Annotated in this window: 13 protein-coding genes and 1 tRNA gene; 7 read left to right on the forward strand and 7 right to left on the reverse strand. The window is 31.4% G+C overall.

The window, feature by feature from the left end:
• The first annotated feature begins 273 nt into the window (after positions 1-273).
• The 4 genes from BSF42_RS00445 (at position 274) to BSF42_RS00460 (ending at position 5,210) form a co-directional block, all read left to right on the forward strand.
• Positions 274-1,428 (forward strand): M14 metallopeptidase family protein, encoded by a 1,155-nt coding sequence (locus tag BSF42_RS00445; RefSeq protein ID WP_095951158.1) that lies wholly within the window; start codon positions 274-276, stop codon positions 1,426-1,428.
• Between the two features lie 77 nt (positions 1,429-1,505).
• Entirely contained in the window at positions 1,506-1,985 is a 480-nt protein-coding gene (locus tag BSF42_RS00450; protein ID WP_007805990.1) for an Lrp/AsnC family transcriptional regulator, read from the forward strand.
• Between the two features lie 92 nt (positions 1,986-2,077).
• Positions 2,078-4,663, forward strand: coding sequence for a phosphoenolpyruvate carboxylase (locus BSF42_RS00455; RefSeq protein WP_095951159.1), 2,586 nt, complete (start codon positions 2,078-2,080; stop codon positions 4,661-4,663).
• 31 nt (positions 4,664-4,694) lie between these two features.
• Positions 4,695-5,210: a DinB family protein gene (locus BSF42_RS00460; protein WP_095951160.1), complete on the forward strand. Its 516-nt coding sequence runs from the start codon at positions 4,695-4,697 to the stop codon at positions 5,208-5,210.
• Positions 5,211-5,388: 178 nt separating this feature from the next.
• Here the strand turns inward: BSF42_RS00460 and recQ are convergent, their stop codons facing one another.
• The 6 genes from recQ to BSF42_RS00490 form a co-directional block, all read right to left on the reverse strand.
• On the reverse strand, positions 5,389-7,506 hold the full coding sequence (gene recQ / locus BSF42_RS00465; RefSeq protein WP_095951161.1) for a DNA helicase RecQ: 2,118 nt from the start codon (positions 7,504-7,506) through the stop codon (positions 5,389-5,391).
• 131 nt (positions 7,507-7,637) lie between these two features.
• Positions 7,638-8,048, reverse strand: a complete 411-nt coding sequence (locus BSF42_RS00470) for a DNA primase (RefSeq protein WP_095951162.1) — start codon at positions 8,046-8,048, stop codon at positions 7,638-7,640.
• Positions 8,049-8,056: 8 nt separating this feature from the next.
• A complete protein-coding gene (locus BSF42_RS00475) occupies positions 8,057-9,025 on the reverse strand; it encodes a deoxyhypusine synthase family protein (RefSeq protein WP_095951163.1) in 969 nt (322 codons plus the stop codon).
• A 101-nt stretch (positions 9,026-9,126) separates the two neighbouring features.
• Positions 9,127-10,530 carry an arginine decarboxylase gene (locus BSF42_RS00480; RefSeq protein ID WP_095951164.1) on the reverse strand — a complete coding sequence of 468 codons (1,404 nt, stop codon included), beginning with the start codon at positions 10,528-10,530 and terminating at the stop codon, positions 9,127-9,129.
• Positions 10,531-10,836: 306 nt separating this feature from the next.
• On the reverse strand, positions 10,837-11,904 hold the full coding sequence (aroB, locus tag BSF42_RS00485) for a 3-dehydroquinate synthase (RefSeq protein ID WP_095951165.1): 1,068 nt from the start codon (positions 11,902-11,904) through the stop codon (positions 10,837-10,839).
• 117 nt (positions 11,905-12,021) lie between these two features.
• A complete protein-coding gene (locus BSF42_RS00490; RefSeq protein ID WP_172426633.1) occupies positions 12,022-14,337 on the reverse strand; it encodes an O-antigen ligase family protein in 2,316 nt (771 codons plus the stop codon).
• A 183-nt stretch (positions 14,338-14,520) separates the two neighbouring features.
• Here BSF42_RS00490 and BSF42_RS00495 point away from each other — a divergent pair, with 183 nt between their 5' ends.
• The gene (locus BSF42_RS00495; protein WP_095951167.1) at positions 14,521-15,690 is read left to right on the forward strand and encodes a proline dehydrogenase family protein; all 1,170 of its coding nucleotides are present in this window, start codon (positions 14,521-14,523) and stop codon (positions 15,688-15,690) included.
• Positions 15,691-16,007: 317 nt separating this feature from the next.
• Here the strand turns inward: BSF42_RS00495 and BSF42_RS00500 are convergent, their stop codons facing one another.
• Positions 16,008-17,792 carry an ABC transporter ATP-binding protein gene (locus BSF42_RS00500; RefSeq protein WP_095951168.1) on the reverse strand — a complete coding sequence of 595 codons (1,785 nt, stop codon included), beginning with the start codon at positions 17,790-17,792 and terminating at the stop codon, positions 16,008-16,010.
• 267 nt (positions 17,793-18,059) lie between these two features.
• Between BSF42_RS00500 and BSF42_RS00505 the strand changes: the two genes are divergently transcribed.
• Positions 18,060-18,134, forward strand: a tRNA-Val gene (locus BSF42_RS00505).
• Between the two features lie 213 nt (positions 18,135-18,347).
• On the forward strand, positions 18,348-18,899 hold the full coding sequence (locus BSF42_RS00510; protein WP_095951169.1) for an AAA family ATPase: 552 nt from the start codon (positions 18,348-18,350) through the stop codon (positions 18,897-18,899).
• The last annotated feature ends 9 nt before the right edge of the window (positions 18,900-18,908 follow it).

Here is an 18,908-nt window from a genome sequence, read left to right on the forward strand (position 1 = left end):
AAACAAAAAGAATAACTATAACAATATTACAGTTGTAAATCTTATATATAAAGAATAATAACTTAAACATAAACTTTAATAAAATTACATAAGTAATTGAAAAACAAATTAATGAACTTTAATTTTGTGATTTATAACATTTGTTAATTCATATCGCTGAACCAATAGGATATTAAGGCAATTAACTGTTTACATTTCTAAATTATTAACATTTTAAATAGTTTACAATTGTAAAAATAAAGATGTTTACTTTTGTAAACTAATCAAAACACAATGAATTTAGAAGTACTTTTTACAGAATACAAAGAAGAAAGCATATCTGGAAGATATTTGACTTTAGATCACATTAAACCACTTTTAGATAAATTAAATACAAATAATCAAGTACAGATTATTGGAACATCAGTTTTAGGTGAACCTATATATAGTTACCAATTTGGGACAGGACAAACACGTGTTTATTTATGGTCGCAAATGCACGGAAACGAAAGCACAACCACAAAAGCGCTATTCGATTTTATTAATCTGCTAAATGGTGAAACAGATTTTGCAAAGAGAATGCTCAATACTTTTACCTTTTATAGTATTCCTATATTAAATCCAGATGGCGCAAGATTATACACACGTGCAAATGCTGTTGATGTAGATTTAAATCGCGACTCTCAAGACCTGACACAGCCAGAAAGCAGGGTTTTAAGAGAAGTATTTGAAAGTTTCAAACCCCATTATTGTTTTAATCTACATGATCAGCGTACTATTTTTGGCGCAGGAACTACTGGGAAGCCTGCAACGGTGTCTTTTTTAGCACCCTCTTATAATGAAGAGAGAGAAGTGAATGAGAATAGATTAAAAGCCATAAATATTATTGCAGGAATCAATCACGAACTTCAGAAATATATACCAGGACAAGTCGGCCGTTTCGATGATTCTTTTAATATTAATTGTATCGGAGATACTTTTCAATTTTTAGGAGTCCCTACTATATTATTTGAAGCAGGGCATTACCCAGGCGACTATGAAAGGGAAATCACACGTAAATACATATTTTTCTCGTTAATTTTGAGCTTTAAATTGATTTCCGAAAACGTTTTAGTTGATAATCGATTTGGTGAATATTTGAATATTTCACAAAATAACGTGGTTTTTTATGATTTTATGTATAAAAATGTCAAAATAAATTATGATGGTATCGAAATTATTACGAATTTTGTCGCACAATACAAAGAGGAATTAATCGAAAATAAGATTCAGTTTAATGCTTACATAGTTGAAGTAGGCGAATTGGAAAATTATTTTGGTCACTACGAATATGATGCGAAAGAGCAGGAATATTCGGATGATTTCACAAATTTTCCCAAATTGGGTCAGAAAGCAAATTTTTATTTAAATAAAAATGTTAAATTTGTTAACGGATTAATAAAAAGTTAATTTTTTTGTGAATTTGTTGTTTTTTATATATAATTTTATACTTTGTAATAGCAATTAGTAATATTAATTAAACAATTATGAGTAAATTTCGTTTAGATGAAGTAGATCACCAGATTTTAGATATGTTAATAGACAATACGAGAGTTCCGTTTACTGACATTGCAAAAAAATTATTGATATCTGCTGGAACAGTACATGTTAGAGTAAAAAAGATGGAAGACGCAGGTATAATAATGGGTTCTTCTTTAGCCTTAGATTACGATAAATTAGGGTATTCATTTATTGCTTACGTAGGTGTATTTCTGAATAATACGTCTCAAACAAAATTTGTATTAGAGCGAATTAACCAAATTCCATTCGTTACCGTAGCTTCTGTAACTACAGGGAAATTTAATATTTTTTGCAAAATTAGAGCAAAAGATACTAAGCACGCGAAAGAAGTTATCTTTATGATTGACGATATCGAAGGTGTTTACAGAACTGAAACAATGATTTCATTAGAAGAAAGTATAAACGATAAGAAGCGTTTGATGCATACTATTTTCAAAAATATGTAAGAACTTTTCTTGAATGCTATATTAAAATATAACCTCAAGTTTATTCTTGGGGTTTTTTTATGACTAATTAACCAACCAACTATAACACGATTATGTATACGTTGCCAAAAATTGAACGTTTTAATCAAGATGTTCTCTCAAAATACCACATCTATAATAGTGTTTTTATAACATTACCATTTGATTCTATAGATAATACTGGGGTTTTACTTCCTTTATTTACAGAGACTTGCGAAACGGGCTTTAAAAAACAAGAAACCCCAAAGGAAATTTTTAATTTCTTTTCTGATAGATTTCTTAACAATGCTTCAGAAACTGAAAAAATCGATTTAATGTTTCGATTTATTCAATATATAGAACGCCAAATTGTATTGTTTGATGCTATTGAAGATGCTGCCTTTCCAGAAGTGAACAACATGGAAGGACGCGGTTCTTTACGTGATATCAAAGAAAAATCAGATGCTAAAGAGAAAGACGGTGAACTAATTGAGTTTTTAGAAAACTTTAATGTTCGTACTGTTTTAACTGCGCATCCAACTCAATTTTATCCTGGGCCAGTTTTAGGAATTATAAATGATTTGACTGAGGCAATCCGTCAAAATGATTTATTACAGATTAAACAATTACTGGCACAGTTAGGAAAAACACCTTTCATTCAAAATGAAAAACCAAATCCGTACGATGAAGCAGTCAGCTTGATTTGGTATTTGGAAAATGTGTTTTACGCAACTGCTGGAGAAATTGTACATTACCTTCAAAAAAACATAAAAGAGGGAGAGCCAATTCACAATCAATTAATCAAACTTGGTTTCTGGCCGGGAGGTGATCGTGACGGAAATCCTTTTGTTACAACAGAAATTACGCTTAAAGTTGCAGATCGTTTACGTACTTCAATTTTAAAGTGTTACTATGTCGAAATGAGAAATCTAAAACGCAAGTTAACTTTCTCTGGTGTAGACACTTTGGTGTCTGAACTTGAACATAAGCTTTATCGTTCTGTTTTCTATTCTAAAGGTGAAATTTTTATCACTTTAGAAGAATTATTGACGCAGTTAAATAAAATTAGAGCTATAATTATTGAAAAACATCAATCTTTATACTTAGATGAACTAGAAGCGTTTTTAGTAAAAATCAATTTATTTGGATTTCATTTTGCAACTTTAGATATTCGTCAGAATAGTAAAATTCATAATGTTGTATTTAAAGATGTTGTGAACTATTATTTGAATTCTGGATCTGATATTTTTCCGAAGAACTATTTTGAATTAACAGAAGAGCAAAAAATCAATGTTTTATCAAAAATTAAAGGAAATTTAAATCCTGCTGATTTTGAAGATGAAATTACCAGATACACATTAGAGTCTGTTCAGGCGATTAAAACCATTCAAGCAAATAATGGTGAAGAAGGGGCCAATCGTTATATTATTAGTAATAACGAAAGTGCGCTGAATGTAATGGAAACTTTCGCTATGATTCGTTTGAATAATTGGGAAAATCCTACGGTTGATATTATTCCGCTTTTTGAATCTGTAGATGATTTACAAAATGCACATTCTATAATGGAGCAATTGTATACCAATGCAGAATATTCTAAGCATTTAAAAGAAAGAGGAAATAAACAAACAATTATGCTTGGTTTCTCTGACGGAACTAAAGATGGTGGTTATTTAATGGCAAACTGGAGTATTTATCAGGCAAAAATTTCATTGACCGAGATTTCTAGAAAATATGGTATTAAAGTAATTTTCTTTGACGGACGCGGTGGGCCTCCAGCTCGTGGCGGCGGAAAAACGCACAAATTCTATGCTTCTTTAGGGCCAAAAATCGAAAATAACGAAATTCAAATTACGGTTCAAGGTCAAACTATAAGCTCTAATTTTGGAACTTTAGATTCTTGTCGTTACAATATTGAGAACTTATTAAGTGCTGGAGTAACTAACCAGGTTTTTAGTAAAGGAAAAAATGAACTTACTGCGGATGAGACTGAAATCTTGACGCAATTGGCTAATTTAGGATATGATAAATATTTGAGTTTTAAGAATCACCCAAAATTTATTCCTTATTTGGAAAAAATGAGTACGCTGAAATATTATTCTAAAACTAATATCGGCAGCCGTCCTTCTAAAAGAAGTAAATCTGAATCTTTAGATTTTGCTGATTTAAGAGCAATTCCATTTGTGGGATCTTGGAGTCAGTTAAAACAAAATGTACCTGGATTCTTTGGAGTTGGTTCAGCTTTAAAACATTTTGAAGAAAGCGGGCAATGGGATAAAGTAAGCGATTTATATCATAACTCATTATTTTTCAAAACTTTACTGGAAAATAGTATGATGTCATTGGCAAAATCGTTTTTACCATTAACAGCATATATGAGAAAAGATCCTGAATTCGGTGAATTCTGGCAGATTATTTACGATGAATTCTCAGAAACAAAGAGACTTTTACTAAAAATTGCTGATCATAAAACCTTAATGGAAAATTATCCAGATGGTATTGCTTCAATCCAAATAAGAGAGCGTATTGTTTTACCGTTGTTAACAATTCAGCAATATGCTTTATTGAGAATCAATGAGTTGAACAAAGAAGAATCTCCAAATGAAGAATTGATCAAAGTTTATGAAAAAGTAGTAACAAGATCTCTCTTTGGAAATACTAATGCAAGTAGAAATTCAGCTTAAAACTGAATCTTAGATTATAGATTTATATAAAATGAAAGTAAGCGATATAGCAGAGAATGAATTTTCCGGCCATTTTGGGACATATTTAAAACAAGCCGGAGATGGATTATTGATTGAGGAATTAGAAATTTCTCTTCATGAATTTATACGATTTGTTCAAAATATTCCAATGGATAAATTTGATTACCGTTATGCAGAAGGTAAATGGACGATCAAAGATATTATCCAACATGTTATGGATACAGAACGTATTTTTGCTTACCGCGCTCTACGTTTTTCAAGAAATGATCAAACGCCTTTGCCAAGTTTTGAAGAGGATGATTATGCAAATAACACCAATTCAAATGGAAGAAGTATTCAAGATTTGCTAACTGAACTATCAGCGCTAAGACACTCAACTTTATTGCTTTACAAAAGCTTATCTGAAGAACAACTTAAAAGAATTGGAACAGCTTCTGGTAATCAAATTTCGGTTCGTGCTTTAGGCTTTGTCATAATCGGACATCAAAAACATCATCAAAAAGTTTTTGAAGAAAGGTATTTGTAGAAAGCTAAACTTCTTTATAAAAAAAATCCCGTGAAGCAATTCGCAGGATTTTTTTATTTAAATAATATTTTCACAGCCTGCCATTTCGACGAAGGAGAAATCACACTAGAAATTGAATAAATTCTTTTCAGATTCTCGCGTGAGATTCCCCCTTCGTTGAAATGACAAAAATTAGTATTTATTGAATAGTTTGATTTTTTCTTTCTAAAAACGCCAAACCAAATCTAATTTTATCATAAGACATTTTCTCTTCAAAATAATCAAAATAAGGTCTCAAAGCATTTGGATTTTCTAAAGCTGTTTTTGCTTTTTCGATTTCAGTAATTTCTGTATCAGAAATAAATGGATTCAAATCGAGATCGTGACCGTCAACATATAATTTAGCCAGATGAGAAATAATTGTTGTTCTGCCTAAACTTCTTCTTTCGGCAATTTCATCTACAGAAATACCGCTTTCATATAATTCTAAAGTTTTTTTATAGGTGTTTTCTTTTTTATCTTTCTTAACTACCGATTTATTTTTGTAAAATTCAATTATAGCATTGATAAACTCGGAACCATATTTTTCAAGTTTAGCTTTTCCAACTCCTTCAACAGCAAGAAAATCTTCATCTGTCATTGGTCTTAAAATTTCCATTTGTCTTAAAGAGGCATCACTGAAAATTACATACGCAGGAACTTCTTCTTCTTGAGCAATTTCGTAGCGTAATTTTCGAAGTGTTTCAAAAAGAGAATTTTTAGCTGTTTTAGTTTTCGCTTCTTTAATTTCAGATTTATCGATTACTTTCTTAACAACTGTTGTCAATTTTACTTTTTCACCTTCAAACAAAACTTTCTTTGCAAAAGGGGTAAGGAGTATTTTGTTATGCTGATGAAAGGCAATTTCACAATATCCCAAATTTATAAGCTGAATAAGGTATTGATTCCAGTCATACCAAGAAATATCATCGCCAATTCCGTAGGTTTTTAGCGTTTGATAATTTTTTTCGTAGATATACGCGTTTCTCGAGCCTCTTAAAAAATCTACAATTACTGCCAGTGGCTCAGATTCTTTCAAACGTGTAATTGCAGATAATGCTTTTTGCGCTAAAACTGTTCCGTCGAAAAAAGTTGGCGGATTTTTGCAGATATCACAATTACCGCAATTTTCTGTAACCAATTCACCAAAATAAGAAAGCAGAATTTTTCTACGGCAGCTAACGGCATCAGCGTATTGTTTCATACGATCTAATTTCGCAAGCTGAATGTCTGCATTTAATCCGTCCGAAGCAAATTTCTGAAGCTGAATCACATCTGCGTAACTTTCGAACAAAACTGTTTCGGCTGGTAAACCGTCACGTCCCGCACGTCCAATTTCTTGATAATAACCTTCTATGTTTTTTGGAAGATTATAATGAATTACCCAGCGAACATTCGATTTGTCAATCCCCATTCCGAAAGCAATCGTTGCGCAAACTACCTGACAATCGTCGTTTATAAATTGATCCTGAGTTTTCGCACGCGTATCGTTATCTAAACCAGCATGATACGCTTTTGCTGTAATTCCGTTTTTCTTTAATTTTTCGGCTAATTCCTCTGTAGTTTTACGGCTTAAGCAATAAATAATTCCTGATTCATTGGGTTTATTTTCAACAAAATCAATGATCTGTTTTACACGATCCAATGCTGGACGTACTTCTAAACTTAAATTTGCACGATCAAAAGAGGCAATAAAAGTTTTTGGCTTTATTAAATTAAGCTGTTTTGTAATATCTGTTCGCGTTGCTTTATCAGCTGTAGCGGTCAGCGCTAAAACTGGAGTAGAAGGGAAGCGGCTTTTTAAATATCCTAAATTAGTATAAGCAGGTCTGAAATCATGACCCCAAGACGAAATACAATGTGCTTCGTCAATTGCTATTAGGCTAATTGTTAGTTCATTAAAAGCAACATCAAGATAAGAAAGACTTTCTGGAGCAATATATACCAGCTTAAAAGTATTAGATTTTAAGTTTTCTATATAATACTGCTGTTCTTGTGCAGACTGTGAGCTGTTTATATAGCAGGCAGATATTCCGTTTGTTTTTAAACTGTCAACCTGATCTTTCATTAAGGCGATCAGGGGAGAAATCACTATTGTAATTCCGGGTAAAATTAAAGCCGGAAGTTGGAAACATATTGATTTTCCGCCTCCGGTAGGCATAATAGCTAGAGCATCTTGCCCCGCTAATATAGTATTGATAATAGTTTCTTGATTTGGTCTGAATTTTTCAAAACCAAAATTTTCTTTTAATGCTGCATGTAATATTTCTGAAGTCATAGGGCGTATAATCTTTAATAAAAGACTAAAATTAAAAATAATCTTACAAAAATATAAAATTTGTTTAATTATTATGGTATAAAAAAAGGAACTCGAATAGAGTTCCTCTTATTTTATTTCAAAGAAATGAATTAATCTTCATCTTCTTCTTCATCCTCGTCATAATCAGTATCTGCTTTATCGTCGTCATCTTCATCATCTTCATCGCCGCCTTCAACATCAGGTTTGTCTTGATTATCGTCTTCATCATCGTCGTCGATATCATCATCAAGATCCATTCCTTTAACTGGAACGATTGTATCTACATCAACATCAATATCATCATCTTCATCGTAGTTTTCAATTCTATCAGCAAGTTTAGTACTAATTTTTACTAAATAAATAGTGTCTTCTGTGCGAACTTCCACAGCTTCAACCAATTCGTTTTTAGCATTTCTAAAACGGATTACATCCGAATCATCATAACCATCAGGAAATTTTTCAACCAAAAGGTTTAAAATTTCATTGGTAAGTTTAGCGTAGTCTACTATAACTCTTTTCATAAATTATTTTATAAATCTAATAAATATGCAAAAATTAACGGAGCAACAATTGTAGCATCCGACTCAATAATAAATTTAGGGGTTTTGATATCTAATTTACCCCAAGTGATTTTTTCATTTGGAACTGCTCCAGAATAAGAACCGTAACTAGTTGTTGAATCTGAAATTTGGCAGAAATAGCTCCAAAATGGAACATCATGCATTTCCATATCTTGGTATAACATTGGTACAACACAGATAGGGAAATCACCAGCGATACCACCACCGATTTGGAAGAATCCAATTCCTTTAGAGCTGTTTTTTGAATACCAGTCTGCTAGGAATGTCATGTATTCAATTCCAGATTTCATAGTAGATGCTTTCAACTCTCCTTTAATTACGTATGACGCAAAGATATTTCCCATTGTACTATCTTCCCATCCTGGTACAATAATAGGCAGGTTTTTCTCTGCAGCTGCATACATCCAGCTATCTTTTAAATCAATTTCGTAATATTCTTCTAAAACGCCAGATAACAACATTTTATACATAAATTCATGCGGAAAATAACGTTCTCCTTTATCATCTGCATCCTTCCAAATTTTGTAAATATGTTTTTGTAAACGACGGAAAGCTTCATGCTCAGGAATACATGTGTCTGTAACACGGTTTAATCCTCTTTCTAGCAATGCCCACTCATCTTCTGGTGTTAAATCACGGTAATTTGGTACTCTTTCATAATGAGAATGAGCCACTAAATTCATGATATCTTCTTCAAGATTTGCACCTGTACATGAAATAATATGTACTTTGTCTTGTCTGATTACTTCTGCAAAAATTTTACCAATTTCTGCTGTACTCATTGCGCCAGCCATACTTACAAGCATTTTTGCACCATCTGCTAACTGCTGTTCATATGCTTTTGCAGCATCTACTAATGAAGCAGAATTAAAATGCAAATAATGTTTTTCAATAAACTGACTGATTGGTCCTTTCATTTTTTTTTGTTTTTTTTTTGAATTAAAAAGTTTAACCTTTTTGGATGTTAATGCAAATTAAGAATTTTCTAAATATTTATCTTACTTAATCTGCCGTTTTTTTACAACTTTTTTTTGTAGCCTAAAATCTTCAATACATCATCTGAAGTTTGCTGTTCTGAAAAAACTTCTGTCGCCAGAATACCATTTTCGTCACGATCTATCAAAATGTGTTTAGGCTGCGGAATCAAACAGTGGTGAAGACCACCGTATCCTCCAATTGTTTCTTGATATGCGCCAGTATTAAAGAAACCAATATATAATGGTTTTTCTTTATTGTACTTTGGCAGATAAATTGCGTTCATGTTTTGCTCAGAATTGTAATAGTCGTCACTATCGCAAGTCAGACCTCCTAACAAGACCCGCTCGTAAGTATCATTCCAACGGTTTACCGCCAGCATGATAAAACGTTTGTTTATAGCCCAAGTATCTGGTAAAGTGGTAATAAAAGAGGAATCAATCATATTCCATTTTTCTCTATCATTTTGTTGTTTTTGATACAAAATCTGATAGATTGCACCACCGCTTTCGCCTACAGTAAACGATCCAAATTCCGTAAAAATATTTGGAACATCAACTTCAGCTTCATCACAAGCAATTTTAATTTGATTGATAATTTCATCAATCATATATTGATAATCATAGTCAAAAGCTAATGAATTCTTAATTGGAAAACCACCTCCAATGTTCAATCCATCTAGGGTAGGGCATTCTTTTTTAAGAGCAATGTATACTTTAATACATTTTACAAGCTCATTCCAATAATATGATGTATCGTTTATTCCGGTATTGATAAAAAAGTGAAGCATTTTAAGCTCTAATCTATCATTTTCCTGAATTTGTTTTTTATAAAAAGAAACTATGTTTTTATAACCAATTCCTAATCTTGATGTATAAAATTCGAATTTAGGTTCTTCCTCAGCAGCAATACGGATTCCAATTTTAAATTTCCCTTTAATTTCTGCTTGAAGTAAATCTAATTCTTCATAATTGTCAATAATCGGAATAGTATTCTTATGTCCGTTATTAATCAATCTTGCAATATTACTAATGTATTCGTCTCTTTTAAAACCGTTACAAATTACATAAGTACTCTTATTGATTTTTCCGTTTTCTAATAAATTCTCCACAATATTAACATCAAATGCCGATGATGTTTCTATATGAATGTTATTCTTGAAAGCTTCATTCATAATGTATTCAAAATGAGAACTTTTTGTACAATAACAATAATAGTATTTTGCTTCGTATTTATTTTTTTCCATTGATTTTCTGAACCAGGCTTTTGCCTTATTGATGTTTTCAGAAATCTGAGGCAGATAAGTAAATTTTAATGGCGTACCATATTGCTCAACCAATTTCATCAAATCGATATTGTGAAACAAAAGGTTGTCTTTGTTTAATTTAAATTCTGTTTGTGGAAAATAGTATGTTTGATTTATTAGATCAGAATATTTTGTATTCATTTATGTGTCAATGTTTAGAGATTGTAATTTTATTTAAATTTAGGTTTTTTTTGGAACTAAATCTTAAATTCAAACTCTAATATTGGCAAATATAATAGGCAGTTTTTCATGCTCCGCTTTTGAACATTGGAAAACATCGGGGCAAAACGGACTCTTGCTATTATAAAAGCGATCTAACATTCTTAATAAAGAACTGTTGAGACGGTTTCTATAAGAACTAAAGTGTCTTTGTTTCCTGTTTGTTTTCATGGTGGCAAATGTAAAAAATAATATATACCTAACGCAATGCTTTTGATTAAAAAAAGTTTAAGATTTATAATCTTGAAACGCGTCTAGAATCAATTTATTTTCAACGGATTGGTTAATTTTTATCTTTCCTATTCCTTCAATTAATGCGAATTGGATTAAGCCGTATTCATTTTTTTTATCGTGAATAAGCAATTCTAAGATTGGATCGATGTCATTTTCTTCAAAAATTACATCGTCGTAAATGCCTTTTATGACAGTTTTGATTTCTCTGTAGTCTTCATCTGAAATTAGATTCTTGTGAAGAGAGATATAACTTTCCAGAATCATTCCAATAGCAATTGCTTCTCCGTGAAGTAAAGTAGTTTTGGTTTCGCTTTCTAGAAAATAACTTTCAATAGCGTGACCCAAAGTATGCCCAAAATTCAAGGCTTTACGAATGTTTTTTTCTGTTGGATCCTGAATAACTATTTCATTTTTGATTTCAACAGAACGATAAATTAATTGATCTAAATCATCGAAAATAATCGATTTTAGATCAGAGAACTGTCTCCAGTATGGTGCATCATAAATTAAACCATGTTTTAACATTTCGGCTAAACCAGAACGCATTTCACTTTGCGATAAAGTTTCAAGATATTGTGTATCTATTAAAACCATCTGCGGTACATTAATAACTCCGATCTGATTTTTAAGATTTCCTAAATCAACACCTGTTTTTCCGCCAACAGAAGCATCCACCATAGATAACAATGTAGTAGGGATATTGATAAAATCAACGCCTCTCTTAAAAGTAGAAGCAACAAAACCTCCTAAATCTGTAACGACACCGCCGCCCAGATTAATTACAAGTGATTTTCTATCGCCTCCAAGTTCTGTTAAGATATTCCAGATTTCAATGCAGGTTTCAATATTCTTATTAGCTTCTCCAGCTTCAAACTCAATAATTTCAATTGTAAGATCTGTTTCTAAAAGCGGTATAAATTTTGGCAAACAAAACTCATTAGTTTGATCATCAACAATTATAAATATGTTTGAGTATTTAGTTTCTCTTAAATGTTTATTTAAAGCTTCGTATGCATTGTGGTTAAAATGTACGAAATAATTATTGGCTTGAATTGACTGCATAATTCTTTAGTTAATTAAAACCGCAAAATAAGGCAATTTTAACTAAATAACGCTTATACTCGCTTTATAAATTTCCTAATATAATATCATTCAAAATATAATCTCCTATAAACTAAATCATTTACAATATTGTGGCGTATATTGATGAGCACCAGGGTAATTTTTACTTTTTGCCAAGTTAAAATATTTGCAGGCATTATCTTTTTCATTTTTATACAGATAACAAACCGCTATAAAGAACTCTGTTTTTCCACCCTTTAAACCAGGATGCTCAAGCGCTTTTTTGAAATATTTTACTGCCAGATCATTTTTTCCAGTATTGAAATAACAAAAACCAATATTTTGAAGTACATATATATTTTCAGGATCAATTTTTAAAGCTTTAAGATAAATTTCCATTTCTTTATCCCTTTTTCCTTCCGCTCCAGCTTTTTGTCCCTCCTCAATATAGTTTGTAACTACAAAATTATTTTTTTGCTTCAGAAGTGTGCTGTCATTTGGAAAGTTCTTTAATCCTTGATTAATAAAATTTAATAATCTATTGCGATCTGCACCCGAACTTTGCAAACCGTAAAATGCGGTAACCCATGTATCAGGTTCTTTTCTAAATTTATTATATAATGAGTGTTCTTTTAATATTTCTAAGGTGTCACGTTTCCTAATTGCAAAATTCATTGCCGATTTATAAATAGCTTTATTTCTTGGACGTGTATAAAAAGCTCGTTTCGCATAAAAGTAAGCACTATCAATATTCCCTTTTTTTGAAGAAATCACTTGTTTGTAAAAATCGATTCTTCCAGAATATGGGTTTATTTTTGCTGCTTTAGAAAAACATTTAAGAGCTTTTTCGTAATTTTCTTCACGTATATAGTAGATTCCAGCGTACTCATAGAATGCTTCAGAACTACTGAAAACATTTGGATAGCTTGGTATTCTTTTTACTACTTCGTCTCCGCTAAGAAGTCCTTTGTTATTTAAATTAATATTATCGCCGGCGATTAAATATTCAAGATTTGAAGCTCGGCATATTAAAAAAGCAGAATAACAAGCTATTATTGATAACGCAATTAGGACCCGAGATGCAATTTTAACCTTATTTGTATTGCCTCTTAAATCTTGATAATTAGAACTATTTATTATAGTAAGCGCAACCATCAAACAGAAAAAGATTGACATTGTAGGTCTGTACATTGGAAAATTAAAAAAAGAATCGACTCCATAAACAACGACTATTAATAAGGTTAAAAGCTCCGTTGTTTTTTTGCTTGACTCTTTTGATATTAAGACATTTTTTAAATTAAAAAAAAACAAAAAAACAAAGATTGAAAAATAAATCAACCCGTTCACAATTCCAGTTTCTGATGCAATTTCAAGAAAATCATTGTGTGTATGCAGGGAAACAGTAACATCATTAGAAAAAGTTCTTTCATAAGGAATAGATTCTACTTGATAATTACCTAATCCAATTCCTAAGATTGGATTTTTTTTAGTTATTTCGACTGCATTTCCCCAATATTCTAACCTTGCTTGTGATGAAGCGTCTTTGGTATTAATTTGACTGACTCTATTTTCTAATGATTGATATCGCCCATTATCTTTAGATTTTTCAAAAATTGAATTTGCAAATAGTATCGCTGTTAAAACAGGAAGAATTAAATAAATAATTTTTATAAAACTAGATTTTGTAAAGGATTTTTTTAAAAGATATATACTATAAATAGAATAGATCAAAAAAAGATTAATCAACGGAGTTCTTGCTCCGGTTAAGAAAATAACTGAAGTAACTGAAAAAAGTGCAATTATAAGAAGCCATTTTTTGTAAGCTGAAAAATGAGTTATTCCCAGTAATAAAAAAGGAACTTTGATTGTCAGGCTTGCGGCAATTATATTAATATTTCCTGTATTTCCTTTGATTGTGCTCAAAAGATCAATTATAGAAGCGTTTCTTGGTATAATAATAAAATTACATAATTGCTGCCATGACTGAAGGAATGCGCTAATACCTACCGCTAAAATAATTTTATATAGTATATCTAATTTGTCTTTTAATAAAATTGTAAGGTTTATAAAAAGACAAAATATAATAACTAGCTCTGTCAATTTGGTATAAACTAATGATGTATTTTTTGCCGCAAAAATAGAAATCCCGCTTATTATTATAAAAGCACAATAAAACTTAAAAATAATATTTCTTTTTAATAATGGAAAAATAGAAGCAGAAGTGGTATTTGAATTAAAATAAAAATATAATCCCAGCAAAATATTAATAACAGATAAATAAAAGAACTGAGGGTTAATAATTTCCAAAGTTTTAAAATATGGAAAAAAATCAATTGCCAGCAGTGAACTTATAACTGCAAGTACTAAAAAATCCGATATTGCCTTTTTCCCTTTTGTTTCGTTGATGATTTCATCAATCCTGTTCGCATTCATGACATTATTTTTTGCAAAAATACAAAATACAAAGTAATTTCTTACTTTATTGTCGGATATTTTATTCATATAGAATTACGCAGAAAAAAAATCAATCCTTCAATTGAGAAAATTGAAAAATTTGACACCATTTAGTAAATAATATTCAAAACACTCTATATCTTTGCACAAAAACTAAACTTAATGGAAAAAATATTCGACAACACACAGGTTGCATTTTCGTTAAAAAGTGATACAGAACTTGATAGAGCTTATTTTCTTTTTAAAATGATTGACAGCGAACCGTTAGTGCGTATTGGGACAGCAGTAACTAATTTTGCTATCAAAGCACATCTTCCAGTTGAAGGATTAATACGCGCAACTGTTTTTGATCATTTTTGCGGCGGGGTTAACGAAAATGACTGTTTAACTGTAGTTGATAAAATGTTTACTAAAGGTGTTTCATCTGTATTAGATTATTCAGTTGAAGGAAAAGAAGAAGAAGCACAATTTGATGCTGCTTTAGAAATGACCTTAAAAACTATTGAATTTGCAAAGGAGCGATTAGCAATTCCGTTTGCAGTATTTAAACCAACTGGTTTAGGCCGTTTTGAATTGTATGAGAAATTAGGAGAAAAGCAGACCTTATCTCCAACGGAGCAAGAAGAATGGAATAGAGTAGTAGCTCGTTTTGATCAAGTTTGCAGTGAAGCACATAAAAAAGATGTTGCTTTATTAATTGATGGTGAGGAAAGCTGGATGCAGGATGCTGCTGATGATCTTGTTACCGATATGATGCGCAAATACAATAAGGAAAAAGCCATTGTATTTAATACTTTACAAATGTACCGTTGGGATCGTTTGGATTATTTGAAAAAATTGCATGATATTGCAAAAGCGGAAGGTTTCTACATCGGAATGAAATTAGTTCGCGGCGCGTACATGGAAAAAGAAAACAAACGTGCGGAAGAAAAAGGATATGTTTCTCCAATTTGTGTTTCTAAACAAGCAACAGATGATAATTATGATGCCGCTGTAAACTATATGCTGGATCATTTAGAAACAATGGCGATCTTTGCAGGAACACATAACGAATTGAGTTCATACAAATTGATGGAAATGATGGCTCAAAAAGGAATTGCTAAAAACGATAATAGAATCTGGTTTGGACAATTATACGGAATGAGCGATAATATTAGTTATAACTTGGCTGAAAATGGTTATAATGTAGCTAAATATCTGCCTTTTGGACCAGTTAGAGATGTTATGCCGTACTTGATTCGTCGTGCCGAAGAAAACACTTCTGTAGCCGGACAAACAAGCCGCGAATTATCTATGATTAAAGCTGAACGCAAACGTAGAAAAGGGAAATAATTTTTAGTTTTCAGTCTCGGCTTACAGTTTACATATTAAAAAGGTTCCAACAAAATTGGAACCTTTTTCGTTCGTATTAAACCCGACAGGTTTTTAAAACCTGTCGAGTTTGTTGTAGACGTGCGATTTTAGATTTTAGTCCCGAAGTCTTGGGATTAGATTTTAGATTTTAGATTTTAGATTTTAGATTTTAGATTTTAGATTTTAGATTTTAGATTTTAGATTTTAGATTTTAGATTTTACAAAAAAAATCCATTTGCTTTGCAAATCCATTTTTTTTGTATTGGAATTTGGAATTTTAAAAATTGGAATTTTATCTAATAGTTACTAAACTGAAGATTACTTAAGTTCTTATAAATTCCATTTTCTAAATTAATCAATTCCTGATGTGTTCCTTCTTCTGAGATTTTTCCGTTATCTAAAACTAGGATTTTATCTGCATTTCTAATAGTCGAAAGTCTGTGAGCGATAATGATGCTTGTTCTTCCTTCCATTAGGACTTCTAAAGCTTCCTGAACTAGTTTTTCGCTTTCGCTGTCTAAAGATGAAGTTGCTTCATCTAATATTAAAATACTCGGGTTTTTAAGCAGCGCTCTTGCAATTGCAATACGCTGGCGTTGTCCGCCTGATAACTTAACCCCGCGTTCTCCAACTAACGTTTCAAATTTTTCTGGGAAACCTTCTATAAAATTAAAAGCATTAGCCTGTTTTGCTGCCAGTACAATTTCTTCGTCAGAAGCGTCTGGTTTTCCGTAGGCAATATTTTCTCTGATTGTTCCTCCAAATAAAATAACATCTTGCGGCACAATACTCATGTTGCCGCGAAGATCTTCTAAATCATAATCGTAAATATTTTTTCCGTCTATGGTTATTTCTCCAGAAGTAATATCGTAGAATCTCAATAAAAGAGAAGAAATAGTCGATTTCCCAGCACCGCTAGGTCCAACAATTGCTATTTTTTGTCCAAACTCGGCTTTGAAATTTACGTTTTTTAAAACCTGTATTTCCTGACGTGTCGGGTAACTAAAAGCAACATTATTGAAGGTTACATTTCCTTTAATTTTTTCTTTTTTTCTATTAACATCAGAATTGATTTTCTCCGGATTTTCGTCTAATAATTCGAAAACCCTTTCGGTTGCTCCAATTGCTTTTTGGATCTGTGCATATAATTCGGCGATTCCACCAAATGAAGCTCCGACGAAAGTAGAATACAAAACAAAAGAGATTAATTGTCCCACGCTCATTTCGCCCGCAATACTCAACCGTACGCCAAACCAAACTACCGCTACAATGGCGCCAAATAAACAGAAGATAATAAATGATGCAAAGTAACCGCGATATTTACCACCTTTAATAGCCAGTTTTACAACATCGCTGATTTTACCTTTATAACGTGCAATTTCGTACCATTCGTTAGCAAAAGCTTTAACAATGCTGATTCCCTGCATCGTTTCTTCAACTATAACCTGACTTTCTGCAACCTGATCTTGAACTTTTTTAGAATATTTTCTAATAAATCTTCCGAAAACAACTGCTGCAATTGCCACTAACGGTACTACTGAAAGCATTAATAAAGTTAATTTCAAGCTTTCAGTCGCTAATAAAATAACACCTCCAATAATTAATATAAACTGACGTAAAAACTCAGCAATTGTAGTAGTTAAAGTATCTTGGATTTGTGTAATATCCGCACTGATACGACTGTTTAATTCTCCAACTCTTTTTTGAGAGAAGAAAGTCATTGGCAGTTTTACTAAATTGGTATACAAAGCCAAACGGAGATTTGCCAATGTATTTTCGGTAAAGTTTACAAATAAAGACAATCTGAAAAAGGAAAAGAAAGATTGTAAAAACAAAATCGCAATTAATCCTAAAGCGATTGTATTAGCTTGGTCATTGTCTTTATTTTTTACACAGTCAACAAGCATTCCCATTAATTTTGGAAAGGCTAGGGCAGTAGCTCCCGTTAAAAGCAGAAAAATTAATCCGATGAAGAATTTCCATTTGTGATTTCCTGCGTATGTAAATATTGTTTTTGCTTTGGTAAGTGAAGTAGCAGTTATTTTAGATTTTGGTAAATCATTTTCTTTAAATCTTGCCATTAGAATTTACTATTTTTAGGTATACAAATGTATGACTATAGGAAATGAATACAAAGTAATATTACGAATTAGAGTTCCATATTCTGCTTTTTAACGAAAATATAAGAAAACACAATTTTTTGTTCATTTTTTAACAGACTGAAAAATAGAGAGCTAAATAAAAACATCAAAAATAATTTCATTTTTTTTGTATTTATGCTTGCAAATACAAAATCTAGCTGTATATTTGCACTCGCAATCACGAAATGATAGCAGCCTAGTAAAATAGGGCGATTAGCTCAGCTGGTTCAGAGCACCTCGTTTACACCGAGGGGGTCGGGGGTTCGAACCCCTCATCGCCCACAGAAAAACTCCTTAAGAAATTAAGGAGTTTTTTATTTAAGTACACTTTTTTTTCGTTAAGAAATAATTCAAAAATTACCACACCTTTTCATAAATACGCTGAAAATATTTATAAAAATCTTCGTTCTAAATAGTCGAGACTGCAAAGATACTTTTTGCCTGCCTTAGAACAATTTCCTCTGTATTTTAATTAACAAAATAATTAATTAAAAAATGATCAAATTAATCAACACATTCATAATTACAGGTGGTCCTGGAGTTGGAAAAACAACTATTATTCAAGAATTAGAACGAAGAGGATATAATTGTATCGATGAAGCAGCACGTCAAATTATCAAAGAACAAGTAATAAATAATGGAGATGCACTTCCGTGGGCAAATCAGGAAAGATATACTTATTTAATGCTTGAAAGGTCTATAGATGATTTTCTGAAAAACAAGGACGATTCTTCAATTACCTTTTTCGATAGGGGTATTCCTGACACCATAGCATATGCAAATCTAATTAAATTGGAAATATCCAATGAATTAGCTGAAACTGTTCGAAAATACAGGTATAATCATATTGTATTTATATTACCGCCTTGGGAAGAAATTTATCAAACAGATTCTGAGCGCAAGCAAACTTTTACAGAAGCAATTGAAGTTTATGACATATTAAAAAGAACTTATTATGATTATGGGTATCGACTTATAGAAGTTCCAAAACTAAAAATAAGAGAAAGAGTTGATTTTATTCTTTCTACAATTGTACCAAATAATTAGTATCACATA

The organism is Flavobacterium sp. ACN6, assembly GCF_002304005.1.
In the GTDB taxonomy this organism is placed as follows: Bacteria; Bacteroidota; Bacteroidia; order Flavobacteriales; family Flavobacteriaceae; genus Flavobacterium.

Bases quoted from the DNA above. Each gene is read 5' to 3' on its own strand.
- BSF42_RS00450 (WP_007805990.1), top strand. From the start codon at position 1,506: ATGAGTAAATTTCGTTTAGATGAAGTAGATCACCAGATTTTAGATATG.
- BSF42_RS00510 (WP_095951169.1), top strand. From the start codon at position 18,348: ATGATCAAATTAATCAACACATTCATAATTACAGGTGGTCCTGGAGTT.
- BSF42_RS00470 (WP_095951162.1), bottom strand. From the start codon at position 8,048: ATGAAAAGAGTTATAGTAGACTACGCTAAACTTACCAATGAAATTTTA.
- BSF42_RS00475 (WP_095951163.1), bottom strand. From the start codon at position 9,025: ATGAAAGGACCAATCAGTCAGTTTATTGAAAAACATTATTTGCATTTT.
- BSF42_RS00445 (WP_095951158.1), top strand. From the start codon at position 274: ATGAATTTAGAAGTACTTTTTACAGAATACAAAGAAGAAAGCATATCT.
- BSF42_RS00460 (WP_095951160.1), top strand. From the start codon at position 4,695: ATGAAAGTAAGCGATATAGCAGAGAATGAATTTTCCGGCCATTTTGGG.
- BSF42_RS00455 (WP_095951159.1), top strand. From the start codon at position 2,078: ATGTATACGTTGCCAAAAATTGAACGTTTTAATCAAGATGTTCTCTCA.
- recQ (WP_095951161.1), bottom strand. From the start codon at position 7,506: ATGACTTCAGAAATATTACATGCAGCATTAAAAGAAAATTTTGGTTTT.
- BSF42_RS00480 (WP_095951164.1), bottom strand. From the start codon at position 10,530: ATGAATACAAAATATTCTGATCTAATAAATCAAACATACTATTTTCCA.
- BSF42_RS00490 (WP_172426633.1), bottom strand. From the start codon at position 14,337: ATGAATGCGAACAGGATTGATGAAATCATCAACGAAACAAAAGGGAAA.
- BSF42_RS00500 (WP_095951168.1), bottom strand. From the start codon at position 17,792: ATGGCAAGATTTAAAGAAAATGATTTACCAAAATCTAAAATAACTGCT.
- aroB (WP_095951165.1), bottom strand. From the start codon at position 11,904: ATGCAGTCAATTCAAGCCAATAATTATTTCGTACATTTTAACCACAAT.
- BSF42_RS00495 (WP_095951167.1), top strand. From the start codon at position 14,521: ATGGAAAAAATATTCGACAACACACAGGTTGCATTTTCGTTAAAAAGT.